The organism is Xenorhabdus szentirmaii DSM 16338, from assembly GCF_002632585.1.
Classification (GTDB): domain Bacteria; phylum Pseudomonadota; class Gammaproteobacteria; order Enterobacterales; family Enterobacteriaceae; genus Xenorhabdus; species Xenorhabdus szentirmaii.
The window spans coordinates 1,450,065-1,471,829 of sequence record NZ_NIBV01000002.1; the positions used below are offsets into that span (position 1 = coordinate 1,450,065).

The window sequence follows — 21,765 nt, forward strand, 5'->3', positions numbered from 1 at the left end:
AATATAACTCATGGTGTTAATGATATAGAAAATTAACATCATGAGTCTTTCACATGTTTAATTATTTTTCTGTGTCAAATTTTCTGTTCTCAATAATTTCTTCAGTAAATAACAGACAACAAAAATAGCAAAAACATTGTAGAGCATACTTTGGACAAAAGCATTCTGGTAAGCAAGAAAAGAAATCGGGTCGACATTATTTATATGCCTTTGAATGAATACGCTGACGACCGCAACACCAAAAGCTGCCCCAATTTGCTGCAACGTCGCAATCACGCCTGATGCCATCCCTGCAAACCGTACATGAACAAAAGCCAAAATGACATTAAGCAAAGGTGTCATGATAAATCCCTGGCCATACCCAAGGAGTAATAAGATTGGCACAACCCCAAAAAGCGGGAATGTCATTGATGAAGATATCGGAGGCAATATCGCAATAAATATCATCAAGGCAATAAATGAAATCACATAGAGCAACGTTCCGATCGTAAGAACATGATTGCCAAAACGTTTAATCCAATAAGGAGCACTCAAAGACGATAAGACAAACCCTATGCTTGCGGGAGCGAAAATTAATCCTGCTTCCAATGCGTTGAAACCCAGTCCTTTTTGTAAAAAAAGTGCCAGAACAAGAAAAAGTGAACTGGACGTGGAATAGATAAATAAAATCAATAAACAACCTAAAAAAATCGTTTGTTTTTCAATAAGATAATGTCATTCCACGTTTGGCATAAGCTTTTTCATGGCGTACAAACTGCAAGAGCATCAGAAACGCGAAAAGAAACAATCCCCAACACCATACAGGCCAACCAAGTGTGGGGCCAATCAATAGAGGAAGCATCAGGCTAAAAATGCCAATACTGGAAAGTGCCACCCCAACAAAATCCAACCCGGGTTTTTCTTGGGCAACGCTTTCATTGATATAACCTGATAATATCAGCGCTAATATGCCAATAGGGATATTAACCAAAAAAATGGAACGCCACTGCAATTCCCATAAATTGGCGGCAAGCATCCACCCGCCTAAAATTTGACCAGCAATGGCAGCCAGCCCTAATGTCATCCCTAAAAAACCGAATGCCCGACGGCTGTTTTCTCCGTCAAAATTGACACGAATACAGGCGTAAACTTGCGGAAATAACAGTGCCGCTGATAATCCTTGCAAAAACCGGGCTAAAATTAAAATATTGGCTGTAACGGCCAGACCGCAAAACAACGATGTCAACGTGAAAGCGAATATACCAAACTGAAATAATTTTCTCCGGCCAAACAGATCACCCAGACGCCCTCCTGTGATGAGCAGCAATCCGAATCCCATTTCATAAGTCACAATAATGAAGGTAATTTGTAATAAATTTGCGTGTAAGTTTGTTTGAATATTGGCAATGGCAATGTTAACCACAAAAAGATCAAAAATAGTGACAAATCCGGCAGACAAAAGAACCGATAAAGCTAAGTAATCCTTTTTGCTCATGATATGACTCCCAACAAGGTGGTTGTGAAACCGCTTTCAATTATGCATCTATGATTATTGACCCAGAACGACATTTACGTATGATTATTTATGTGAATTAATTAACTTTCATACTTACTTATCAGATCAGGATAATTAAAAATAAGCATAAATATTGGGAGTTATGCTTATTTTAATTATCTAAATTATAAGATTTTAATATAAGAACATGGGGTTTTACCGCGTAATTATCAATCAGATTAATATAACTCCTTTTGGCACAAATAATCACCCTTCTTAATGCTGTTGACATGTTAGCATACTAAAAAAAATCACAAAAAATTAACAATTGTAATTTTTAGAATTTGAGAAACATGATTAAGTCCTTATTTAATGCCGCTTAAAGCCTCTTTTTTACCCTGCCTGTGTTTTATTTTGTTACGATTATGTTATAAAAAAGTTAATTGTCATTATTTTATTTTAGTTTAATTATTACTCTTCAGCACATTGCAGGGAAAAATATTGGATACAACATCCAAGTCCTGCTCTGCTTGTTGTAATTCTACTAATAGAGACTTTTCAAAAGCGATGAGTCGAATGGCGACGAGTTGAAAGTCATTATCTTAAAAAAATAAAAACGGGCTTTTATCATGAAAAAAACCAATTCGGTACGACCGATCTTTCTATGGATGACATTATTCTTTGGATTATTACCTGTTAATTCTTCAATAGCTTCAACTGAATATCAGGAGCAAGGAAAAAATAATTCACCTGAAAGTTGGCTATCAGAAGAATTTAAAAATCAGTGGGGATTGGCAGCTATTGGTGCTCATTATGCTTATGCTCGTGGTTACACGGGAAAAGGTATTAATGTGGGGATATTGGATGAAGCGGTTAGCGATCATCCTGAATTTGCAGGAAAACACAAAATATTGAGCCCAGAAGATATTTGGAATTATGATGAAGATGAAGATAGCGGAATTATCACGTTCGGGGCTCATGGTAATCATGTTTCAGGAACTATCGCTGCAAACAGAGACGGGAAAGGAATGCATGGTGTAGCATTTGATGCTGGTCTGATTACCGGAAAATATTTGCAGAATATCTATAATCGTACAGAAGCCATGATCCAAAGCGATGCCAGAATTATTAATAACAGCTGGGGAGTTCGCCCTGTAGTAAGAAGGGATAAGGACGGTTGGCCTATCAAACTTCCGAATGGTACGTATGATTACGTTAAAGTGACATTGCAGGACGTTATCAATTTTGTCACGCCAATGAAAGAAGAGCTGGATGAGTTGAGCCGTTCCCCTATTCCTGAATTTGATGACTATATCACCAGAAGTGCTGGTTTATTACGTGCCGCCCGTCAAGGTAAATTAGTGGTTTTTGCGGCGGGAAATGCGAATAATTATAATGTTACCTGGCTTCATGCCGGTATGCCTTATTTCTTCCCTGATGCATTGAAAAATTATCTTAGCGTTGCCAACTTGAACCAAAACGGCGAGCTCAATCCTTCATCAACAAGTTGCGGATATACTGCCAGCTATTGTTTGTCTGCTCCGGGTACCAAAATTTACAGCAGTACAGGCGATTTTGTTTCTAAGGTTGATGGCGATATCAATGAAGATGCGCTTGCAAATAATGAGCTGGCCATTGATCCGACTTATGATACATACACAGGAACATCTATGGCATCTCCTCATGTTGCTGGTGCCGCAGCGATCTTGATGCAACGTTTTCCCTATATGACAACCGGGCAAATATCCGATGTTCTTAAAACCACAGCAACTGATTTAGGTGAAAAAGGATTGGATAATTTGTATGGATGGGGAATGCTGAACCTGAAAGACGCGATTGATGGCCCTAAAATGTTCATTACTGAGCAGGACATTCCCAAAGAGTTTTATATTCCCGGTTCCTATACCGATACCCAGTTTATTGCCAATATTCCCGGATGGGGTGCCGAGGTTGAAAGCGGCACGACAGTAGCGAGAACATGTGAAAGCATAGAATGTGTCTACGATAGCTGGAGCAATGATATTGGCGGTCATGGTGGACTGACCAAAACCGGTAAAGGCGTGCTCGATCTTGCTGGCAAAAATAGTACTTATAAAGGCCCGACCTTGGTAGAACAAGGTGTATTGCAGGTAAGTGGTTCCATAACGTCTGATGTTACGGTACAAGAAAACGCTATGTTTGCCGGCGCTGGCTCTGTTGGTTCAATCATGCTCAACGCCGGAGCGGCTATCTCGCCAGGAAACCTGATTGAGCCGGGTGAAGTCAGCACAAACGGAACTCTGACTGTTGAACGTGACATCACTTTCCAAAAAGGCTCTCATTATCGGGTAGAGGTTGCACCAGATAGTCCGGGCTATAGTGATCGTATTATTAGTAATGGGTTAGCGACTCTGAAAGGCGGCCAGGTACAAGTTGCTCTGGAAAGCAGCAGAAACCTGCTGGCTAAGCAAGAAGTCCGTAGTTTACTCGGTCAACAATACAATATCTTGCAAGCAAACAAAGGGATCAATGGTCAATTCGAGGCGGTTGTTCCAAATTACTTGTTTATGGGGGCTGAGCTTAATTATCAACCCGACCGTGTGATGCTGAATTTAAAACGTAATTCCAAGACATTCGAAAGTTTTGCAAAAACAGCCAATGAGCGGGCTGTCGCAAGGGCTGCTGATAATCTGGGCCTGGGACATCCGGTTTATGAGAGTATTTTGATGCTGGATACAGGGGAACAAGTTCATCAGGCCAGTATGGCATTTCAACAATTATCAACCAGTCAGATCCATGATGATATTGCAACAGCACAGGTGAACAGTAGCCGCTATCTGCGTGATACATTGAATACCCGGCTACGCCAAGCTGACAATGGAAACATTGGGCAAGGTATCAAATCAAATCAGAATGGTGTCTGGGCCCAAATTCTGGGTAACTGGCAACGTACCAGTGGTAACAGTGATGTCAATGGTTATCGAGTATCTAACTACGGCGTGTTATTGGGTGCAGATAAAGACTTGGGCAATGACTGGCGGTTCGGTGTTACCACCGGTTATACCCGCTCTTCTCTGAAAGGGAGTCACAGTACTTCAGCACGCAGTGACAATTTCCACTTAGGTCTTTACGGTAGCAAACAAATTGATGCCCTGGCATTGCGTGCAGGTACTGCTTATAGTTGGCATCGTTTTGACACTGAACGCTCAGTCGCTTTCAGTAGTCAATCCGACAATCTGAAAGCTAAATATGGCGCACAAACTGCCCAATTATTTACTGAAGCGGCTTACGGTATTGACACTTCTTTGCTGAACCTAGAGCCATTTGCCAACTTGTCATATGTTAATTTCCGCAACAATAAAATAAATGAACACGGTGGAGCGGCGGCATTGCACGGTGACAAACAATCGAAAAATGCCACTTTCTCAACGTTAGGGTTACGTGCTGACAAAAAATGGAAGGCTGAAAATGAAATGACTGTCAGTTTATATGGCGAATTGGGTTGGCAACATCAGTTCGGTAGTGTCGATCGCGGTACCAAATTAAGTTTCAGCAATAGCAATTCAGCATTCACCATTAAAAGCGTTTCTCCAGAACGTGATTCCGCTGTAATCAAAGTAGGTACAGAATTAGGTATCAATGAAAAAGCTAAACTGTCATTGGGATATAACGGAGTCGTGTCAAGCAACAATAAGGATAACGGTGTGTTCCTGAACGCCAATTGGACGTTCTAATACCATACTTTTACAATCCTTTTTTCAAAGAAAACTCACTGTTGGCAATAACCCATAGTGAGTTTTCTTTTTAAGTCACTCAGTAACTTGTACCGGTTTTCATACAAATCACTTCGGTGGAATCGATTAATGATTAAATATCATAATGAATTTGAGTCATTAATACATACATAGGAGGAATAACATGACTTATGGTAAAATTTTATTAATCAGTTTATTGTCTGCCTCAGCAGGCTCAAGCGCTTTACCGGTATCAGCAGGAAATACAACAGATAGCAATCTTGCGCCACTAATGAAATCTACCGACCCTGGTGCTGAAAAATACAGAACCGTTGGTAAATTTAATGGTACATCACACTGTACTGCAACTCTGATTGCGGGTGAAAATGCACCGGGTAAAGATACCCCCGCATTGATACTGACTGCGGGACACTGTGTAGATAGTAATGTTGATACGAATGATGTCATCATCGATCAGCCTGCTCCTGAATACTGGGCCTATACACCGGATTACTTCATTGACAAACAAGACAGTTTTTCGCCAATAAAAGTTAAGCATATCTTGTATTCCACCATGAAATACGAAGATGTTGCGGTTCTGCAATTGGATGCGACATATGGTGAACTCGCTAAAAAGGGCTATCACCCTATGAAGCTGAAGAAAAACCTGAAAATGAAACATCAGCCTATTGTGTTGACGCATATTCCGGTCATGGAAGAAAACGGCCTGAACCCATATCTCAGAAAATCGGAATGCAACATCACCGGAAAAGCACCAACATTGTATGAAGGTTATTCTCCGTGGATTTGGTCCCCGGTGTACAGTGTTAATTGTGCAGGGGTTGTGGGTGGAACATCAGGTTCTCCTGTTTTTGAAAAAGATAAAACCGAAGTTATTGGTGTTCTCAATACAACAACAACACCTGGTATGACCGGTTGTGGTCCTAACAGGCCGTGTATTATTGAGAATAATAAAGGTGTTCCACAAGAAGGTGCCAGCTATTTCATCCCTGTTGATACTATTGCCAACGCAATCACAGAAGATAACAAGATTGATTTATCTAAACTTGAAAATAACAGTGGCAACGTTTTGGAACAAAGCTCATTCTTGGCTCCTTTTGCTTCTCAAACTGTAGATCCGGTCACTGGTGAGAAAGCAAAATGGAATGTTGCGATTAAAGAAGGTGCTGATGTCAAAAACATCCGTTATAAAACGGGGTTAATCAGTGGAGTCGATTGTGAGGATGCATCAGGATATGGTTCTTCTGTCCCTGCCAGCCAAAAACCTTTGGAAGAGTTGCTTGTTGCTGAACAAGAAGGTATTCATAAACTCTGTGTTATCCATCAGAATAATGCAGGTCAATGGCAAAAGACAAAAGATGCTTCTGTTATGTTGAGAGAAATCGATAATACTCCTCCAACAATGAAGCCTGTTATCAATAAACTAGACAATGAAAGCCAGTGGCTTGTTAGTTTTGGGATCAAGCAATATGAACTTAGTAGCTTCAAAGTGAAATATAGCCCGAAAGCAACAACAAACTGTGAAGATAAAGAGGGTTATACTTTTCCACGGAGGCCTTTTATTTCACTGAATAAATCTGAAGCCCCATGGCGTGTTTGCGCATATGGCGAAGATCAGGCAAAAAATATCGGTCCGATTAATTCCCTCGACATTGAATAATTTCCCTCAAGAAAACTATCTATCCTGGTAATTAAACAAACTCACTGTTGGCAAAAGCGAACAGTGAGTTTTTTTTAAATCTTTCTGACAATAAATATCATTTCTTCTGACTGTTCATCATAAACCTCACCTTGCCAGCTTCCTAATACATCTGTTGCAATCAGTTTTGCGCTGGTCAGGGCTTGCTGAATATCTGCAAAACCGGGAAAGGTGATCGCAGAAAATGCCTGATATTCCTGTTTATTGCTTGATACTCGCTCAGGGTTTAAAGGCCGGTAATAAGTACCATAAGTGACGATATCATTATGAATGCTAAAATCATTCCATGCTAAGACAGGCCCTAGCGCCGGATGGGAAAATTCTCTTTCAGATTCTTTTGGAGTCCAGGTCAGCCACTCTTTTGCTAAAGGATTGCGGCTGTCAAAGATAACGATCCCTCCCTCTTCGAGGTGTTCATAAATCCGTTGAAGTACAGCAACCCGCGCTTGATGAGTTAAAAACACTTGAAAAACATGGCCGGATAAAATGATTAAATCGAATTTTTTATTGAGTTCCAGCTGGATGGCATCGGATTGTATCCATGTAATTTGTGATCCTGCTGGTTTTGATTTTGCAATATCTAACATGGGAGCAGCAATATCGCAGCCAAATATCACTTTACCGGGATAAACCTGGGCAATTTTATTCGTCAATATTCCTGTACCACAGCCAAGATCCAAAATAGTACGCGCACTTTCAGCTAATTTGACATAGTAATCATGAGCGGGTGTCCATTCGTGATCAAAATCGTAAAATTGAGCTAATTGACTATTCTGATAGAGTTGATCAATTGCCATATCTAATAAACCTCAGTATTATTTTAATCCTCTTCTTCGATACCTTATTGCATCTCACCCCTTTCAACAATACCGAATACTACTCTTTATATTTCTATCATCATCATTGGTTTCCTCTGTTTTTCTATTTCCTGTCATTCCCAATAAACACTATTTCTTAGAAGGAGGCTTAAATATGCCGCCATATATTGTTTCGTCTAAAATTATCCCGCCATTGGTTTTACCTATCTTTTCCCTCACTGTATTTTTCATTGGTGCGATGGAATTTATGTTATCCCCAATGTTGAATCCATTGGCAGAGGCATTTAAGACAACAACAGAAAAAGCCACTTGGTTAGTATCCGGTTATGCTTTTGCCTATGCCTGCACAGCCCCGATTTTTGGTTGGCTGTCTGATCGGATAAACCGCCGAAAATTATTGCTGATCTCCCTGTTTTTTCTTTCATTTGATGGACTGGCACTCACTATCGCGCCCAATTTAGAGATTGCTATCGGATTACGTTTGACAGAATTATGTCATTGGCGGTTGCCATTCTGGGTTAATGCAGCTGGGTGCCTTTTACTCTTTTTTTTAATATTAAATAAGCAAGGCATTTCAAGACCGGCAAATGCAGGTATGAAAAAAGAAAAAACAAGCATATCTTTTCAGTGGATACGCCAAGGAAACTTATTACGCCCTCTTCTTGCAAAAGGATGCTGGAATGGTACAGCAGTATCTGCCTTTATTTTGTCCGGGGAAATTCTTAGACAACACTATGGGTTAGGAACCGGTGTAATTGGTATTTCTGTTTCAGCATTTGGTATCGGGCTTGGGTTGGGTAATCTCGCCGTCAGCATGCTGAAACGTTTGTCTGTCAACAAAGAGCGGGCCCTTTTATGGGCAATAGTTTTTATTCTCCTGACAAGTTCTGCCTTTATATCCATTTCCTTTTCCCTGTTTTTTAGTCTGGCTTGCCTTATGCTATGGGGATGTGCGCTTGGCTTTGCGGCGCCTGTGAGTACATCCATTTTGACAGAAAGAGCGGAAAACAATAAAGGCCAAATATTGGCGGTATCAGAAAGTCTGAATAATCTGACCATTTTATTGCTGATCCCAACGGCTACCCTGTTGTTGGCTCGATATGGCACGGCAGTAACAATGGTGATGCTGGGTAGTTGCCTCATGATAGGAATTGGATTGACAATAAGAGATCTGAATAGGTGACATTGTCACTTATTCAGATCGGTTTATTATCGAAATACAGTGATGCCAATATATGAGTTTGGTTGTTCGCTATGAGATATGAAAAGAATGTAATCGCTATTTCTTTTCGTAACAAAACTCAGAAAGTTTGTCCTCAATGTTCGTTCTGCTTTTGAATAACCTTTCGGGAATCCGAGAACCAATCTTTCCAAGCTTCTGTTTAGATAGTTATAACGTTAATAACAACAGTTACTATTAACGCATTCATGAAAATACAGATTATTAATTTAGAAATTTAAAAAAGAGCTTGAAAAAATAATCAAGCTCCTTAATGATTAAATTTATTTAAATCAATAAGTTGTGGTTAACGTGGTGAATATTTAACCTGCTTTTTATTAACTAATAAATGGTGTATAAAGACCGGATATTAGCCGTGATTTTTTCTCTTCTTCGTCCACCAACTGATTTAATTTCTTGATAAAGATGGCATTAAGCTGCTGCCAGAATTCTTGAAAATGCTCTTCGTTGCGCAAACAATAGGTCATAATCGCTGCCCTTAAGACATAGATACGATGGACTTTCTCCCATTCTTCACGGCTAAAACCACATTTTTCTGCATAATGCCACGGTGTATCACCATATTCTTTGTAATCCAGAGCAGTTGATGAAGTCAGAAAATCATTGGTATACGCACGTCCCGTTGAGTATGAACAAAGTTCGTAAAGACGCTTATTGAGGGCATTATGGTTGTTCAAGCTTTCATTACCGATTTCCTTAAATGTGAAATTAATCATATGGAAATCAGGAGATAGCATGGTATGGACTTCAAACCGATGTTTTCCCACCACTATTGGTGGTAAAGTGGATAACTTACTTAGCAGCTTGTGCGCTGTAACAATACCGGCAGCAATTACTTTTCCATAACCGCTAATATTCAAAGGCAATAAACGATGGGCTGCCCAAAGTGCTGCTGCCGTCGCACCTGCTTTTGAGCCTTCCATAATTGCAGAGCCAAGTATTCCTCGATTAATGCCAGTGGCCTCTTTTTGATTTTCATCTTGAGCAAAAACATAAGCGGCCTTGGAAGAAATCAAACCCAGAATACGCTTATCTTTCATGCAAATGGCACCAGCAGAATATTGAATGAACCCCACTTTATGAGGATCAACCGTAATTGAATCAACGTGTTTCAATGCCTTAAAGCTTTCATAAACTTCTGGTTTTGGCCAACTGATTTCCTCTGGCATGATCCCGATTGAGCGGTGATGACTGTGCAAGGTATCATATTCCAAAAATTCTCCCTGCTCATTTAAAAGCATGGAACATGCATATCCGGCATAGGCAGCATCTACATGAATATAGAATGACTCCCCATAACGCTTTTCACATTCTTGTCTCAGAGCAACAACTTCATCAATCCGATCAATCGCGCCGACTTCGGTCGTTCCTACCACAGCAATCATCGCTAAAATGGGTTCACCTTGCTCAATGAGCTGAAAGGTAATTTCACGCATTTTCGCAACATCAGTTTGATAATGTTCATTAACAGGGAGTGAAATGATATTTTCTTGACCAATGCCGAAAATATCTGCGGCCTTGGTCCAGGAATAATGCTTGGATTGAGGAACCAAAAGTTTACCCAGAATTTCTGGTTTAACACCTATTCCTCGGCAAGTCATGTCACGGATTTCTTCAAAAACGCCAATCTTTTGGATCTCAGTGATTAAATCCAAAATTTCAGCGGTTGGCATGTTCTTCAATTGTTGAGGAGATTTATGACTGAGCAGTGCTTTTGTTTTAGGATGTTGATAAATGGCAAAAGGCAGGGTTTTTAAATTTCGGGCAACCCACAATCCTTCATAATTCGCCACTGTTCCGCCAGAAGTGATATGCCCCCAAGATTTCTCTGGGTCATAACCGAACATGCGACAAAGATCTAATCCCGATTCCAGTTCCAGCTCTGTTGTTGTCGGAGAGACTTCATAAGTACAATTATTTTGGTTGTAGATCATCGCCATGACATATGCAAGATTAGAAACCATCAAGGTATCACTGTTAATATGTCCGAGATAACGGGGAGAGAAAAAAGGAACCGACGTATTTTTCAGCTTGGCTGATAACTGATTTAAAATTCCTTCCGTTTGGTAAAGTGTTTCTCTGTAATCATGTTCATGGCGATCAAGAGATGTAATAAAGGTTGCATCACTCGGATGGAAACCAGAGCGCCAGTGTATATGTTCACTGATGGCATAGTCCATCATTTCTCTAAAAAAAACGGCATTTTCTGATTTAGGACCTAAAAACAACGCATCTATATTTAAATTCGGACGAAGTGATTTAGTCATAATCGCATAACCCTTTTTCTTTGCAAGCGTCCAGAGAACTTTATAAATAGATTAATATTTTTTTTACTTATCACGACAATCACGATAATGGACTGGCGATCTTCGTTATGATTAATTAATCTAATCAAAACCAATAACTTAAAACATCATTTAGTTCTGTTAACACTTTGGCTATAAACCAACAATCCAACACCAATATCTTTTTTACATTATATTCACAATGTTGATAACAAGTTAATAAAATGAATTGAGAAATTGTGCGCTACTACAAATAAAGAAAAAGTAAAGAAAAGGATGGCGATTTTGTCTCGGAGTGAAAATGTTTCTTTATCAACTATAAATTGATCTCATTTTCCTACAGCACAATCATGACACTGCCATGATTGTGCTGTGAGTAACAAAAAAACTGGGTAATCAGGTGGGATTGTATGAATTTCTTATCATACATTGTACATAATAAAAAATGTGTATTGATTCACTAACTCAGCAATAAACATAAGAAAAGAACCAAACAAAATAGAATGGTTCTTTTTTTTCAGGATGCCCTTCCGCCCTTTCCACAAAGCATAAATCCAGATAGTCATTGCAATAATATATAAACACCATGAAAGCATTCTTAATCCGAAAGCACTTTTGATATTAAGTTCTGTTTGATGGGGAAAAATAGTACGTTCATTGACCGTTGTGATTTCTGCTAACCATTCCATATAAGCAGGATGTTCAATTAATCGTAGGGTTACGCTGATAAAAACCACAAATAATGCAGATATCACCAATTTGATGAATAATTTTCCATGAATGAATTTTCTCAATGGGCAGGCGATAAACGACAATGCTAAAGCAGGCCCTAACGTGAATACTGCACTATAGAATAAAAAATAAGTATTAACGTTCGTCCATGTAATCATGGCACTATTGACATAAATGAGCGCCATGTAATAAAGATCAATCAATCCAATGATGCCAGTCACCAACATGGCGTAAACATATACTCGCTTTACAAGCGCTGCAACCAATGCACATAAAACAATCAAACCAAAGTAAACGACGGCAAACGTTGTTTCTATATTTACCCACGATTGGATGACATTATGTAATGTACAATAAATGTTAAATGGATTTCCTAAAACGTTTAACGAAGCAACTAAACCTATTCCTGACAGCACACAGCATATTAATAATGTTCTTAATAATATTTTTTGCACGAGGATGGTCACAGAATGCTGCCATGTTTTTGATTCGTACTTAAGCCAGTAAATATACAGTGCGCTCATCAATACTAATCCTACAGAGCTTTGCACTATCATTGTAAATGCAACTAATAACCATTCACTCATGTCAACTCTATTCCATCTATTTGCAACCGAAAAACATGCAATAAAATAACATCACCCGTACTTATTTCATCCATATTTTATTTATTCAATTTAAGTTTGATTGAAGTATTATATCGATAAATCAAAATATTACGCAACTTCCTTGTTAGTTTCCAAAAAAAATCACCTTTTTCTTCTGTGATAATGAATAACCATAATGAATGGAAATTCCCAGCTCTTATCAGAGCTATCTAAATATGTTAAATTTACGCATATCAATCACTTCTAATGAGCATTCCCTATGATCCCGGAAAAACGTATTATTCGTCGGATTCAATCTGGTGGTTGCGCAATTCATTGTCAGGATTGTAGCATCAGCCAACTCTGCATTCCTTTCACCTTAAATGAACATGAGCTTGATCAACTGGATAATATTATCGAGCGCAAAAAACCCATCCAGAAGGGACAAACTTTGTTTAAGGCCGGTGATGCATTGAAATCACTCTATGCCATCCGTTCTGGGACTATCAAAAGTTACACGATTACTGAAGAAGGCGATGAACAAATTACTGGTTTTCACCTTGCCGGTGATTTGGTTGGTTTTGATGCCATCATTAATACTGAACACCCTAGTTTTGCCCAAGCTCTTGAGACATCCATGGTATGCGAAATTCCATTCGAAACACTGGACGATCTTTCTGGAAAAATGCCTAATCTCCGCCAGCAAATGATGCGCCTGATGAGCGGAGAAATCAAAGGTGATCAGGAAATGATTTTGTTATTGTCGAAAAAGAATGCTGAAGAAAGACTGGCTGCATTTATTTACAATTTATCCCGCCGTTTTGCCCAACGTGGTTTTTCACCTCGCGAGTTCCGCTTGACGATGACACGGGGCGACATTGGCAATTACCTTGGCTTAACCGTTGAAACCATCAGTCGCTTGCTGGGTCGGTTCCAAAAAAATGGCATTTTGGCTGTTAAAGGTAAGTATATCGCTGTTGAAGATATGGATAAATTAACCGAGTTAGCGGGAAAAGCACCGGCTAACGTAGCTTAACATTATTTAAATTTTAAGCCAGATCACTATATTTTGCGGATCTGGCTTTCTTTTATCCTGTTATAGTTGTCTATATTGGTTTATTTTCTGTATGAAAGAGATACTGACTCTCTATGAGGAACTGAATATGGCAAACTACCAAAACCTCTTAGTTGCAATTGATCCCAGTCAGGATGATCAACCTGCATTAAGACGGGCAGTTTATATTGTGCAGCGCAACGGTGGTCGGATTAAGGCTTTCCTGTCTATTTATGATCTTTCATATGAAATGACGACCCTGCTTTCTCCCGAAGAAAGAAATGCCATGCGCAAGAGCGTGATTAGTCAAAGAGTCGCATGGATAAAACAACAAGCTCATTACTATCTTGAATCAGGTATTGATATTGAGATTAAAGTGGTTTGGCATAATCGCCCTTATGAAGCCATCATTCAAGAAGTCATAACAGGAAATCATGACTTATTATTGAAAATGGCACATCAACATTCTAAATTAGAATCCATAATTTTTACTCCGCTTGACTGGCATTTATTGCGTAAATGTCCCTGCCCCGTCTGGATGGTAAAAGATCAGGTATGGCCAGAAAACGGAGCGGCGGTTGTTGCGGTTAATTTATCTCATGAAGAAGCTTATCACAGCGAACTTAACCTGAAATTGGTGCATGAAACTCAAGATCTGGCCAAAAGAATTGTTAAAGAACCTTTAATCCACCTTGTCAGTGCTTATCCGGTTGCCCCTTTAAATATTGCAACTGAAATTCCGGATTTTGATCCCAATGTATATAACCAAGCTTTACGTGGTCAACATTTAGTCGCAATGAAAGAGTTGAGACAAAAATTCTGTATTGATGAACAACATACTCATGTTCGTGAAGGTGTGCCCGAAAGGGTTATCCCGGAAACTTGTGATGAACTCAATGCCGGAGTGGTTGTTTTAGGTATATTAGGTCGGACGGGGTTATCCGCGGCCTTTCTTGGTAATACAGCCGAGCACGTTATTGATAAACTTAAATGTGATTTGTTGGCCATTAAGCCGGATGGTTTTATCTGCCCCATCAATGTCGTGACAGAATAGGCAGAATAAATAGCAACATGTCGAGAGATTGCCTGAAAATAGATGGAATTCAGGCAATCTCAGGATTAGAAATTTGAGAAAGACTTGTCAATAATGTCGTGAAGACAATTAAAAATCCAGATTACGGGCTGCATTTCTCAAACGTTCATCCCCACGCCGGTCATACTTTTGGGTCGTAGTAATACTTGAATGCCCCATTGCATCTTTAACCGTGACAATATCTTCACCGTTATCCAACATAGCTGATGCAAATGTTCTGCGCAAATCATGGGGAGCAAATTTTTCCAAGCCACTTTCAATTCTGCGTGTTTCAAGAATATGATAAATAGCCTGATCTGACAGGCGGATATCAGTCACATCATCGTGGCGTCGGATTCGGGTAAAAATTGGACCCGCATGATCACCACGCACTTCATCTATCCAATGGTTTAAACGCTCCCACGTTCCTTCCGGCATATAAGACAAACGCTCTTTATTACCTTTTCCCATTACTCTTAGGGCTTGCTCCCGACGAATAATATGTTTCATATCCAATGAAATAATTTCTGATCGCCGGAGTCCACAACCTAAAAGCACGCCAATAATCGCGGCATCACGTAACCCTTTTGTACTTAAATCGTTTTCACAGGTAAAGAATAAGGTTTTTATTTCATGACGCTCAAGTGCTCTCCCTTTCGGTAACCGATTTCCCCTAACTGAACGAACTTGTTTGATATGCTGAAAATTTTCTGTATCAAGTTGTTTCATCGTCCATGCTTCCAAAGCAACACCTTTCAATGCAGAAAGATAAGTATTGATTGTTGCCGGTGCTTTACCTGAGTCTGAAAGCATTTCCATGATGGCTTGAATATGGTAGCGCCGTAATGCTCCCCAAGTGCAGTCCTGAATATTTTGATACCCGAGCATATTTGCCACAATATTCAGGAATGATTTCATGGTTTGACGACTGCGTTTTGATCCAAGACTGACGAGATATGCAATGGCAGGATTATCATGTATTTGTTTTCCCGGGACAGATAATGCTTTCACCATTCCCATTTCTTGTCGGGAGTTCGTCAATGCAATGAGTGATTTTTCGTCATTATTTTCGTAGTCATCATCATCTTGATTATGGTGAGTCAAAGTTTCCTCCTGACATCAATGTTTACAGTTTGCTAAAAAGCATAACTCAATATCGATAAACCTCATCTGATTAAGTCTGTTTTTTTAACAATTAAAGGACCTGATTTTAGTTACGCTCTGTAAAAAGTAGTGGTGATTACTCACGCCATTTTATTTGATTTATCTTACTTTTTCAAATGTATCTTTTAATAAGTAGAAAAAATAATACTTTAAAAACAATGAAATAGAAATAACACAAGGTTCATGAAGCACATAAACCAGTGATACCCAATGAATCAATTTATAGAGAAAACCCTTGTCATTGCAGGCTAACAATTGAAGAAATTATTAAGCGCATATGTTCCGAATCACACCAATTTACTCTTCTTGTTGTCTCATCTATGCTTTCACATTATCGTTCATGATTTATTCAACGGAGTCCTCATTATGCATATCATTTTTGCGCCAACGAATCTTGGATTAAGTCCCCTATGGAAGGGACACATACCAGGAACTTGGCGGGCCCACAAGTACTGATGGAACATGGATTAGCGGAAAGGTTACAAGCAAATGCGGTGAGTAAATTGGCAAGGCTAAATATATCGTTGAACCACAAATGGGCACACGTATACGTAATGGTTATGGTATTCGTGACTTTAGCCTACAGTTGGCGGCGGAAGTGGCTAAGGTACAAGAAAGTGGCGACTTTCCACTCATTATTGGAGGGGACTGCTCAATTCTATTAGGTGCATTGGTGGGTTCTCGTCGAATGGGGCCAATATCGCTCATTCATATTGATGGACATAGTTGATTATCGTCATCCAGATAATTATGATACACAACAGATGGTAGGTGCAGTGGCAGGAATGGATTTGGCTTTGGCAACAGGCCGTGGTGAAACACTATTAACAGATTGGCCTGATATAGAAAGCCCATTGGTGCCAGAGCAACAAGCATTCCAACTGGGCGAACGTGAGAACCGAAATCCTGATTTTGCCTGGCCTGATATTAACCAAACAGCTATTTCACAGATTGATGTTTTTACTGCAAACACGATAGGTGAAAAAGAGATCCTTTACAAAATCAAACAAATGTTAGCCGTTCAGCCAGCATGGCGTTTTTGGATACATCTTGATGTTGATGTTCTTGATCAAACCATCATGCCAGCAGTTGATTCACCCGGTAGTCCGGGTATTGATCCAAGCTGGCTAAAAAATATTGGTGCGCAGTTACTCAATAACCCATTATGTTGCGGCATGACTGTTTCTGTTTTCGATCCTGATTTAGACCCCGGCGGTTGTTATGCGGAGCTGATTATTGAAATTCTGGAAGCAATGTTTCTGTCCCGCAATTAACTCATTTTCAAAAAGCCACTGCACGGGATGACGAAAAATTGACCATGTGGTCAGGTTTTTGGGTTTACGCAAAATTTAATCAACCTATCTATAAAGTGAAGACATCCAAATATTATGAAGTACTTTTACAACAATTTTAGGATCAGCCTGAGGTGTTCGGCCAAATGCTTCAGACAGATAACGTTCTTCAAGCCAAATTAGTGCTCGAGCGGTTTCCTCTACTTCGATATCTTTACTAATCCGGCCAAGGGCCTGTTCTTTATAAATATGCTTTATAGTTTCAGATATAAAATCTTGTATTAATGAGTAGTAAACCTGCTCAACCCGTTCATCAGCTCCAGCAGCTTCAGCTAACGCACGTAAAAATGCACCATGTTTATGGTAAACCTCAACAACTTCCTCAATCGCTCGAAGAGAATCATCTTGAAAATTATTACCTTTTAACAATCGATTCGCTATTTTGAACAATTCTTGCCCAACATTTTGAACAACCCTTAAAACCAAATCATATTTATCTCGGAAATGTACATAAAACGCTGGGCGCTTAAGACCTGTACGACGCATAACTTCATCAACATTTAGTGCGCGAAATGGATGTTCTATTAAAAATTGCTCAGCAGCATTCAATATTTCTTGTTCAGACTCTTTCGGGTCATGTTTAGGGCGTCGTTGATATGTCTTCATAATGACCAATAAATTAATTGACACGGTGTAAGTGTAAAGCATCAATATTCAATCAGGCAAGCTAATAATGAAACGATGCCATTCACTTTCTCCTTGATAAAAACAAAATTTGAAGGCCTTAGCTTATCTGATGATATGGAATAAAACATTATTTCTTTATTCAAAATAGATTATTCACCCCATAAAAAATATTATTCCAATAATTAAAAATCAATTAAATGAAAATCAAATCCCTCTTTCCAAAAAAAAGAAAATAACAATGACACATTGTCATTGACTGATTGTCATTAATAAACTATTAATATTAAAACTCAGCTGTTTTTCATTCAGCCTAAAAACCAAAAGTCCATTATCCATATGATTAAAAATAATTTTTATTCAAAAGGAGTGAAAATTATAGAAATTATTCGTCGCACTGTCGGTGCAGGAAAAAACTCATATCTAATGCAAAGCATGGCATCGATTACCGGTACTTCCTGCACAGCATTTATGGTTATGGCATTGGATCAATATGGGCAACGGGCAAGTACTTTTGCACCAGAAAATTGGACTATGCCAAAAGATTTTTATTCAGCTTTAGAGCGTGTTGGTACACCGCATGCCGAAATCGTGGAGAGTGTTTAATATGAACAATCATTATGATGTTGCTGTTATAGGGGCAGGTTTTGCCGGATTGGTTGCTGCCCGTGATCTAAGTAATGCGGGTTATTCTGTTGTTCTTCTTGAAGCACGTAATCGTATTGGTGGGCGTACCTATTCAGGAGAAGCCTTTGGTCATCCGGTAGAATTTGGGGGAGCCTACGCCCACTGGACTCAACCTTATATTTGGCATGAATTACAACGTTATGGTATGAGTTTGCAACCGCCCGCTGAAATCAAAAAAATGTTTTGGTTTGCTGATGACACGTTACACTCCGGAACAATGGAAGAATTCAGCACTATTGCAGTGCCACTACTTTCACAATATTTAGGGGATGCCCGGACATGGTTCCCCACCCCATTTTCTCTTTCAGCAAGAGATACACAGCCAATTGAAAAGCAAACATTGGCAGATCGGCTTAATACCCTCAATCTCTCGGATTATGAACGAGATATCATTGATGGCGCTCTATCGACTTTTGTACACGATTGGGAGCAACAAGGCATTGCACAATTTTTGCTATGGACTGCAACATATTTTGGTTACTGGGATGCGTTTCTTGAAACAGCGGGGTTTTGGCAAATAGAAGGAGGAACACAACGCTTACTTCAGGCCATTCATAATAATTCCAAAGCAGAATTGCGTCTTTCCACCCCAGTTTCTGAAATCCATGATGATGGTTCAGGCATTACGATAACGACCCATACCGGTGAACAAATTGCGACTAAAGCGGCTATTGTGGCTGTTCCACTGAATGTTCTCTCTGACTTACAAATTAGGCCTAACGTTGTGGAACCCGCTCGGCAAATGATAGAACACAAGTTCCCAATGCGTACAATAAAAATCATGGTCCGCGCCCGTGGTGAATTAGCTCACTTTGCTGCTTTTGCGCCGGTTAAACAGGCTCCAATCAATACCATAAAGACTGAGTATTATCACGAAGGCGACACAATACTCGTTGGTTTTATCTCTGATGCTTCTTCTATTGATGCCAATGATCCCGAAGCGGTTCAACAGGCATTGCGCCTATTTGTACCAGACATAGAAGTCGTGGATGTTGCATTTCACGATTGGATAAATGACCCATTTTCTCAGGGAACCTGGGTACATCATCGTCCGGGTAACCTTACTGGAGCCGCCCCATTAATACGTCAACCCACATGGGCGCATTCATTTTGCAGGCGGAGACATTGCAGCGATAGGCGTAAGCAGTATTGAGGGGGCAATAGAAACGGGTGTTCAAGCCACACATGACATGATGTCCCAACTTGCTGTAACCTCCAGTGGTGAAGGAGAGTCAATATGAATGAAATGACTCAACCAACCGAAGCCGATGTATTGATCATTGGGGCAGGTATTTCTGGAATTAGTGCAGCTTACCACTTAAAGAAGTACCGCCCCAATACTTCATTCATCATTTTAGAAGGGCGCAATACCATTGGGGGGACATGGAAGCTGTTCCGTTATCCGGGAATTCGTTCGGATTCTGATATGCCCTCTTTTGGTTTTGGTTTCAAGCCATGGACACATCAAAGAGCTATTGCTGATACCAATACCATCTTTAGCTATCTACAAGATACAATTGAAGAAAATGGCATTGATGAACATATTCGCTTGGGATATCACGTAATTAAAGCGGCTTTTTCATCTAAAGATGGAAAGTGGACGATTACAGCTGAACATGCAGACACTGAGACATTATTTACATTCAAGGCGAGTTTCTTATTACTGAATACAGGCTATTACGATTATAAACATGCTTACACACCGAAATTTGAAGGGAGGGAAAATTTCAAGGGTGAAATCATCCACCCCCAACATTGGCCAGAAGACTTAGACTATACAGATAAACGAGTCGTTGTTGTCGGTAGTGGTGCAACCGCCGTCACCCTGATTCCATCAATGGCCGCTACAGCAAAACATGTCACCATGCTGCAACGCTCACCAACCTATATGTTTTCTGTGCCTGCTATTGATTCCATTGCTGGTTTACTGAATAAACTTCTTGGATATAAACGTGCTTATCCGATTATTCGTAAAAAAAATATTTTATTCTTCCATATTAAAGGTTAAAACCACCGACTTTAGTCGGTCAGCTTTAGCTGCGATACTGTGTTGCACGGGAGGTGCAACATGGATTACAGATATGGCAGCCACACGGTATTTAATATCGAATATCATTTTGTGTGGGTAACAAAATACAGGTACAAGGTGCTGACGGGTGAAGTCGGTATTCGGGTGCGAGAGTTAGTCCGTCAGACGTGTGAAGCATTTGAAATCAGAATATTAAGTGATGTCGTGAGCCAAGATCATGTTCACATATTGGTGAATAGTCCGCCGACATTAGCACCCTCAGAAATCATGAGGAGGCTGAAAAGGAGGACAGCGAGTAAGTTGTTTGAGGAGTTTACTCATCTGAAAAAACGCTATTGGGGTCAGCATTTTTGGGGCAGAGGCTATTTTTGTGCCACGGTGGGTCAGTTAACAGAAAAAATGATTGAGGCTTATCTTGCCCACCATTTTGAAGCGAACCCAAATGATAATTTCAGGATGGACGATTGACGCATCGTTCAGCCGATGCGTATCCGGACTTTCAGTCCGTTAATCACTAACCCACCGACTTTAGTCGGTGGTTGTTGAGTTAATCGGGGGTTATATAAGGCCTGTCGCCGCTTCCCCAAAATCATGCGAAAACTGCTGATTGCAGGTGTACGCCGGAGACTTCCAAAAAATTTTGATATTGATACCCATTTTACGCCTCGTTATAACCCATGGGATTGTACCTAATTTGGCTTTTGCTTTGGGTTATACCAATAATTCGTGGACATTAAAGGTTGATTTAGTCTGGGAGCATTTTTGCCGAATACTGGACCATATGGATAAACTGGGTTACAGCAAGTTTGAACCTATTATTTGGCAAAAGCACATGAAACGTGTCCCTTTCACTGATCTTAGCCCTGGGTATATACAACGAGGACTTGCTCAAGTTAGTTTGCATCCCTTGGGCATGGAGTACAGAAAGCAAGCGTTTCCTTGGGTTATTTTCAAACATGTGAACATAACCAAACCGTTTCGCTTGAATATTTTGGGCATACGCTTTTCCTGTAATGATTTCAAAATTGTTTTTCCGGTTATGGCAATCCCTGACATAGCCACCGTCAAATCCTATCACCATCGGTTTTCCTGGGCGGGGCAAATTATCATTGTCATCAGCCGTTTTATCGAGAAAATCTGGCTTCTCGGCTAACTCAGCTTCTTGCCGTCTAGCGACATTGATTAAGTGATTACGCACCGTGGAGGCATTTAAC

At 39.9% G+C, this 21,765-nt stretch carries 19 protein-coding genes; 12 read left to right on the forward strand and 7 right to left on the reverse strand.

Annotation, left to right across the window (positions count from 1 at the left end):
- Positions 1-57: 57 nt before the first annotated feature.
- Positions 58-672 (reverse strand): MFS transporter, encoded by a 615-nt coding sequence (locus tag Xsze_RS22840; RefSeq protein WP_244590077.1) that lies wholly within the window; start codon positions 670-672, stop codon positions 58-60.
- A gap of 28 nt (positions 673-700) precedes the next feature.
- Positions 701-1,474, reverse strand: a complete 774-nt coding sequence (locus Xsze_RS22845) for an MFS transporter (RefSeq protein WP_244590078.1) — start codon at positions 1,472-1,474, stop codon at positions 701-703.
- 629 nt (positions 1,475-2,103) lie between these two features.
- Between Xsze_RS22845 and Xsze_RS16455 the strand changes: the two genes are divergently transcribed.
- Both Xsze_RS16455 and Xsze_RS16460 read left to right on the forward strand, forming a co-directional pair.
- The gene (locus tag Xsze_RS16455) at positions 2,104-5,187 is read left to right on the forward strand and encodes an autotransporter domain-containing protein (protein ID WP_038233476.1); all 3,084 of its coding nucleotides are present in this window, start codon (positions 2,104-2,106) and stop codon (positions 5,185-5,187) included.
- A gap of 184 nt (positions 5,188-5,371) precedes the next feature.
- Complete coding sequence (locus Xsze_RS16460) at positions 5,372-6,868, forward strand: trypsin-like serine peptidase (protein WP_038233473.1); 1,497 nt, start codon at positions 5,372-5,374, stop codon at positions 6,866-6,868.
- A 74-nt stretch (positions 6,869-6,942) separates the two neighbouring features.
- On the opposite strand, the gene Xsze_RS16465 is transcribed toward Xsze_RS16460, so the two are convergent.
- Positions 6,943-7,704: a class I SAM-dependent methyltransferase gene (locus Xsze_RS16465; RefSeq protein ID WP_038233467.1), complete on the reverse strand. Its 762-nt coding sequence runs from the start codon at positions 7,702-7,704 to the stop codon at positions 6,943-6,945.
- 175 nt (positions 7,705-7,879) lie between these two features.
- On the opposite strand from Xsze_RS16465, the gene Xsze_RS16470 reads away from it, so the two are divergent.
- Positions 7,880-8,908: an MFS transporter gene (locus Xsze_RS16470; protein WP_038233464.1), complete on the forward strand. Its 1,029-nt coding sequence runs from the start codon at positions 7,880-7,882 to the stop codon at positions 8,906-8,908.
- 374 nt (positions 8,909-9,282) lie between these two features.
- Here Xsze_RS16470 and Xsze_RS16475 read toward each other — a convergent pair whose 3' ends face one another.
- Positions 9,283-11,232 carry a pyridoxal phosphate-dependent decarboxylase family protein gene (locus Xsze_RS16475; RefSeq protein WP_038233462.1) on the reverse strand — a complete coding sequence of 650 codons (1,950 nt, stop codon included), beginning with the start codon at positions 11,230-11,232 and terminating at the stop codon, positions 9,283-9,285.
- 440 nt (positions 11,233-11,672) lie between these two features.
- A complete protein-coding gene (locus Xsze_RS16480; protein WP_071991720.1) occupies positions 11,673-12,569 on the reverse strand; it encodes a dimethyl sulfoxide reductase anchor subunit family protein in 897 nt (298 codons plus the stop codon).
- Positions 12,570-12,849: 280 nt separating this feature from the next.
- Here Xsze_RS16480 and Xsze_RS16485 point away from each other — a divergent pair, with 280 nt between their 5' ends.
- Together Xsze_RS16485 and uspE are read left to right on the forward strand one after the other, a co-directional pair.
- A complete protein-coding gene (locus tag Xsze_RS16485) occupies positions 12,850-13,605 on the forward strand; it encodes a fumarate/nitrate reduction transcriptional regulator Fnr (RefSeq protein ID WP_038233456.1) in 756 nt (251 codons plus the stop codon).
- A 127-nt stretch (positions 13,606-13,732) separates the two neighbouring features.
- A complete protein-coding gene (gene uspE, locus Xsze_RS16490; protein ID WP_038233454.1) occupies positions 13,733-14,677 on the forward strand; it encodes a universal stress protein UspE in 945 nt (314 codons plus the stop codon).
- A 108-nt stretch (positions 14,678-14,785) separates the two neighbouring features.
- On the opposite strand, the gene Xsze_RS16495 is transcribed toward uspE, so the two are convergent.
- Entirely contained in the window at positions 14,786-15,715 is a 930-nt protein-coding gene (locus tag Xsze_RS16495) for a tyrosine-type recombinase/integrase (protein ID WP_244431716.1), read from the reverse strand.
- Between the two features lie 679 nt (positions 15,716-16,394).
- Between Xsze_RS16495 and Xsze_RS23135 the strand changes: the two genes are divergently transcribed.
- Positions 16,395-16,589 carry an arginase family protein gene (locus tag Xsze_RS23135; protein ID WP_255296550.1) on the forward strand — a complete coding sequence of 65 codons (195 nt, stop codon included), beginning with the start codon at positions 16,395-16,397 and terminating at the stop codon, positions 16,587-16,589.
- A complete protein-coding gene (locus Xsze_RS16500; RefSeq protein WP_255296549.1) occupies positions 16,576-17,133 on the forward strand; it encodes an arginase family protein in 558 nt (185 codons plus the stop codon). Before Xsze_RS23135 ends, Xsze_RS16500 begins: the two co-directional genes overlap by 14 nt.
- An 84-nt stretch (positions 17,134-17,217) precedes the next feature.
- Here the strand turns inward: Xsze_RS16500 and Xsze_RS16505 are convergent, their stop codons facing one another.
- Complete coding sequence (locus tag Xsze_RS16505; RefSeq protein WP_211293374.1) at positions 17,218-17,859, reverse strand: TetR/AcrR family transcriptional regulator; 642 nt, start codon at positions 17,857-17,859, stop codon at positions 17,218-17,220.
- Between the two features lie 315 nt (positions 17,860-18,174).
- On the opposite strand from Xsze_RS16505, the gene Xsze_RS16510 reads away from it, so the two are divergent.
- From Xsze_RS16510 to Xsze_RS22445, 5 genes are all read left to right on the forward strand, one after another.
- The gene (locus Xsze_RS16510; protein WP_176553612.1) at positions 18,175-18,441 is read left to right on the forward strand and encodes a hypothetical protein; all 267 of its coding nucleotides are present in this window, start codon (positions 18,175-18,177) and stop codon (positions 18,439-18,441) included.
- Between the two features lies 1 nt (position 18,442).
- Entirely contained in the window at positions 18,443-19,675 is a 1,233-nt protein-coding gene (locus Xsze_RS16515; RefSeq protein ID WP_167330991.1) for a flavin monoamine oxidase family protein, read from the forward strand.
- A gap of 84 nt (positions 19,676-19,759) precedes the next feature.
- Complete coding sequence (locus Xsze_RS16520; RefSeq protein ID WP_099139147.1) at positions 19,760-20,530, forward strand: flavin-containing monooxygenase; 771 nt, start codon at positions 19,760-19,762, stop codon at positions 20,528-20,530.
- A 60-nt stretch (positions 20,531-20,590) separates the two neighbouring features.
- On the forward strand, positions 20,591-21,019 hold the full coding sequence (tnpA, locus tag Xsze_RS16525; protein WP_099138100.1) for an IS200/IS605 family transposase: 429 nt from the start codon (positions 20,591-20,593) through the stop codon (positions 21,017-21,019).
- 313 nt (positions 21,020-21,332) lie between these two features.
- A complete protein-coding gene (locus Xsze_RS22445) occupies positions 21,333-21,704 on the forward strand; it encodes a hypothetical protein (RefSeq protein WP_209435313.1) in 372 nt (123 codons plus the stop codon).
- The last annotated feature ends 61 nt before the right edge of the window (positions 21,705-21,765 follow it).

Coding starts and splice junctions, on each gene's coding strand:
- Xsze_RS22845 (WP_244590078.1), bottom strand. CDS start 1,474: ATGAGCAAAAAGGATTACTTAGCTTTATCGGTTCTTTTGTCTGCCGGA.
- Xsze_RS16455 (WP_038233476.1), top strand. CDS start 2,104: ATGAAAAAAACCAATTCGGTACGACCGATCTTTCTATGGATGACATTA.
- Xsze_RS16460 (WP_038233473.1), top strand. CDS start 5,372: ATGACTTATGGTAAAATTTTATTAATCAGTTTATTGTCTGCCTCAGCA.
- Xsze_RS16465 (WP_038233467.1), bottom strand. CDS start 7,704: ATGGCAATTGATCAACTCTATCAGAATAGTCAATTAGCTCAATTTTAC.
- Xsze_RS16470 (WP_038233464.1), top strand. CDS start 7,880: ATGCCGCCATATATTGTTTCGTCTAAAATTATCCCGCCATTGGTTTTA.
- Xsze_RS16475 (WP_038233462.1), bottom strand. CDS start 11,232: ATGACTAAATCACTTCGTCCGAATTTAAATATAGATGCGTTGTTTTTA.
- Xsze_RS16480 (WP_071991720.1), bottom strand. CDS start 12,569: ATGAGTGAATGGTTATTAGTTGCATTTACAATGATAGTGCAAAGCTCT.
- Xsze_RS16485 (WP_038233456.1), top strand. CDS start 12,850: ATGATCCCGGAAAAACGTATTATTCGTCGGATTCAATCTGGTGGTTGC.
- uspE (WP_038233454.1), top strand. CDS start 13,733: ATGGCAAACTACCAAAACCTCTTAGTTGCAATTGATCCCAGTCAGGAT.
- Xsze_RS16495 (WP_244431716.1), bottom strand. CDS start 15,715: ATGGGAATGGTGAAAGCATTATCTGTCCCGGGAAAACAAATACATGAT.
- Xsze_RS23135 (WP_255296550.1), top strand. CDS start 16,395: ATGGGCACACGTATACGTAATGGTTATGGTATTCGTGACTTTAGCCTA.
- Xsze_RS16500 (WP_255296549.1), top strand. CDS start 16,576: ATGGACATAGTTGATTATCGTCATCCAGATAATTATGATACACAACAG.
- Xsze_RS16505 (WP_211293374.1), bottom strand. CDS start 17,859: ATGCTTTACACTTACACCGTGTCAATTAATTTATTGGTCATTATGAAG.
- Xsze_RS16510 (WP_176553612.1), top strand. CDS start 18,175: ATGATTAAAAATAATTTTTATTCAAAAGGAGTGAAAATTATAGAAATT.
- Xsze_RS16515 (WP_167330991.1), top strand. CDS start 18,443: ATGAACAATCATTATGATGTTGCTGTTATAGGGGCAGGTTTTGCCGGA.
- Xsze_RS16520 (WP_099139147.1), top strand. CDS start 19,760: ATGAATGAAATGACTCAACCAACCGAAGCCGATGTATTGATCATTGGG.
- tnpA (WP_099138100.1), top strand. CDS start 20,591: ATGGATTACAGATATGGCAGCCACACGGTATTTAATATCGAATATCAT.
- Xsze_RS22445 (WP_209435313.1), top strand. CDS start 21,333: ATGGATAAACTGGGTTACAGCAAGTTTGAACCTATTATTTGGCAAAAG.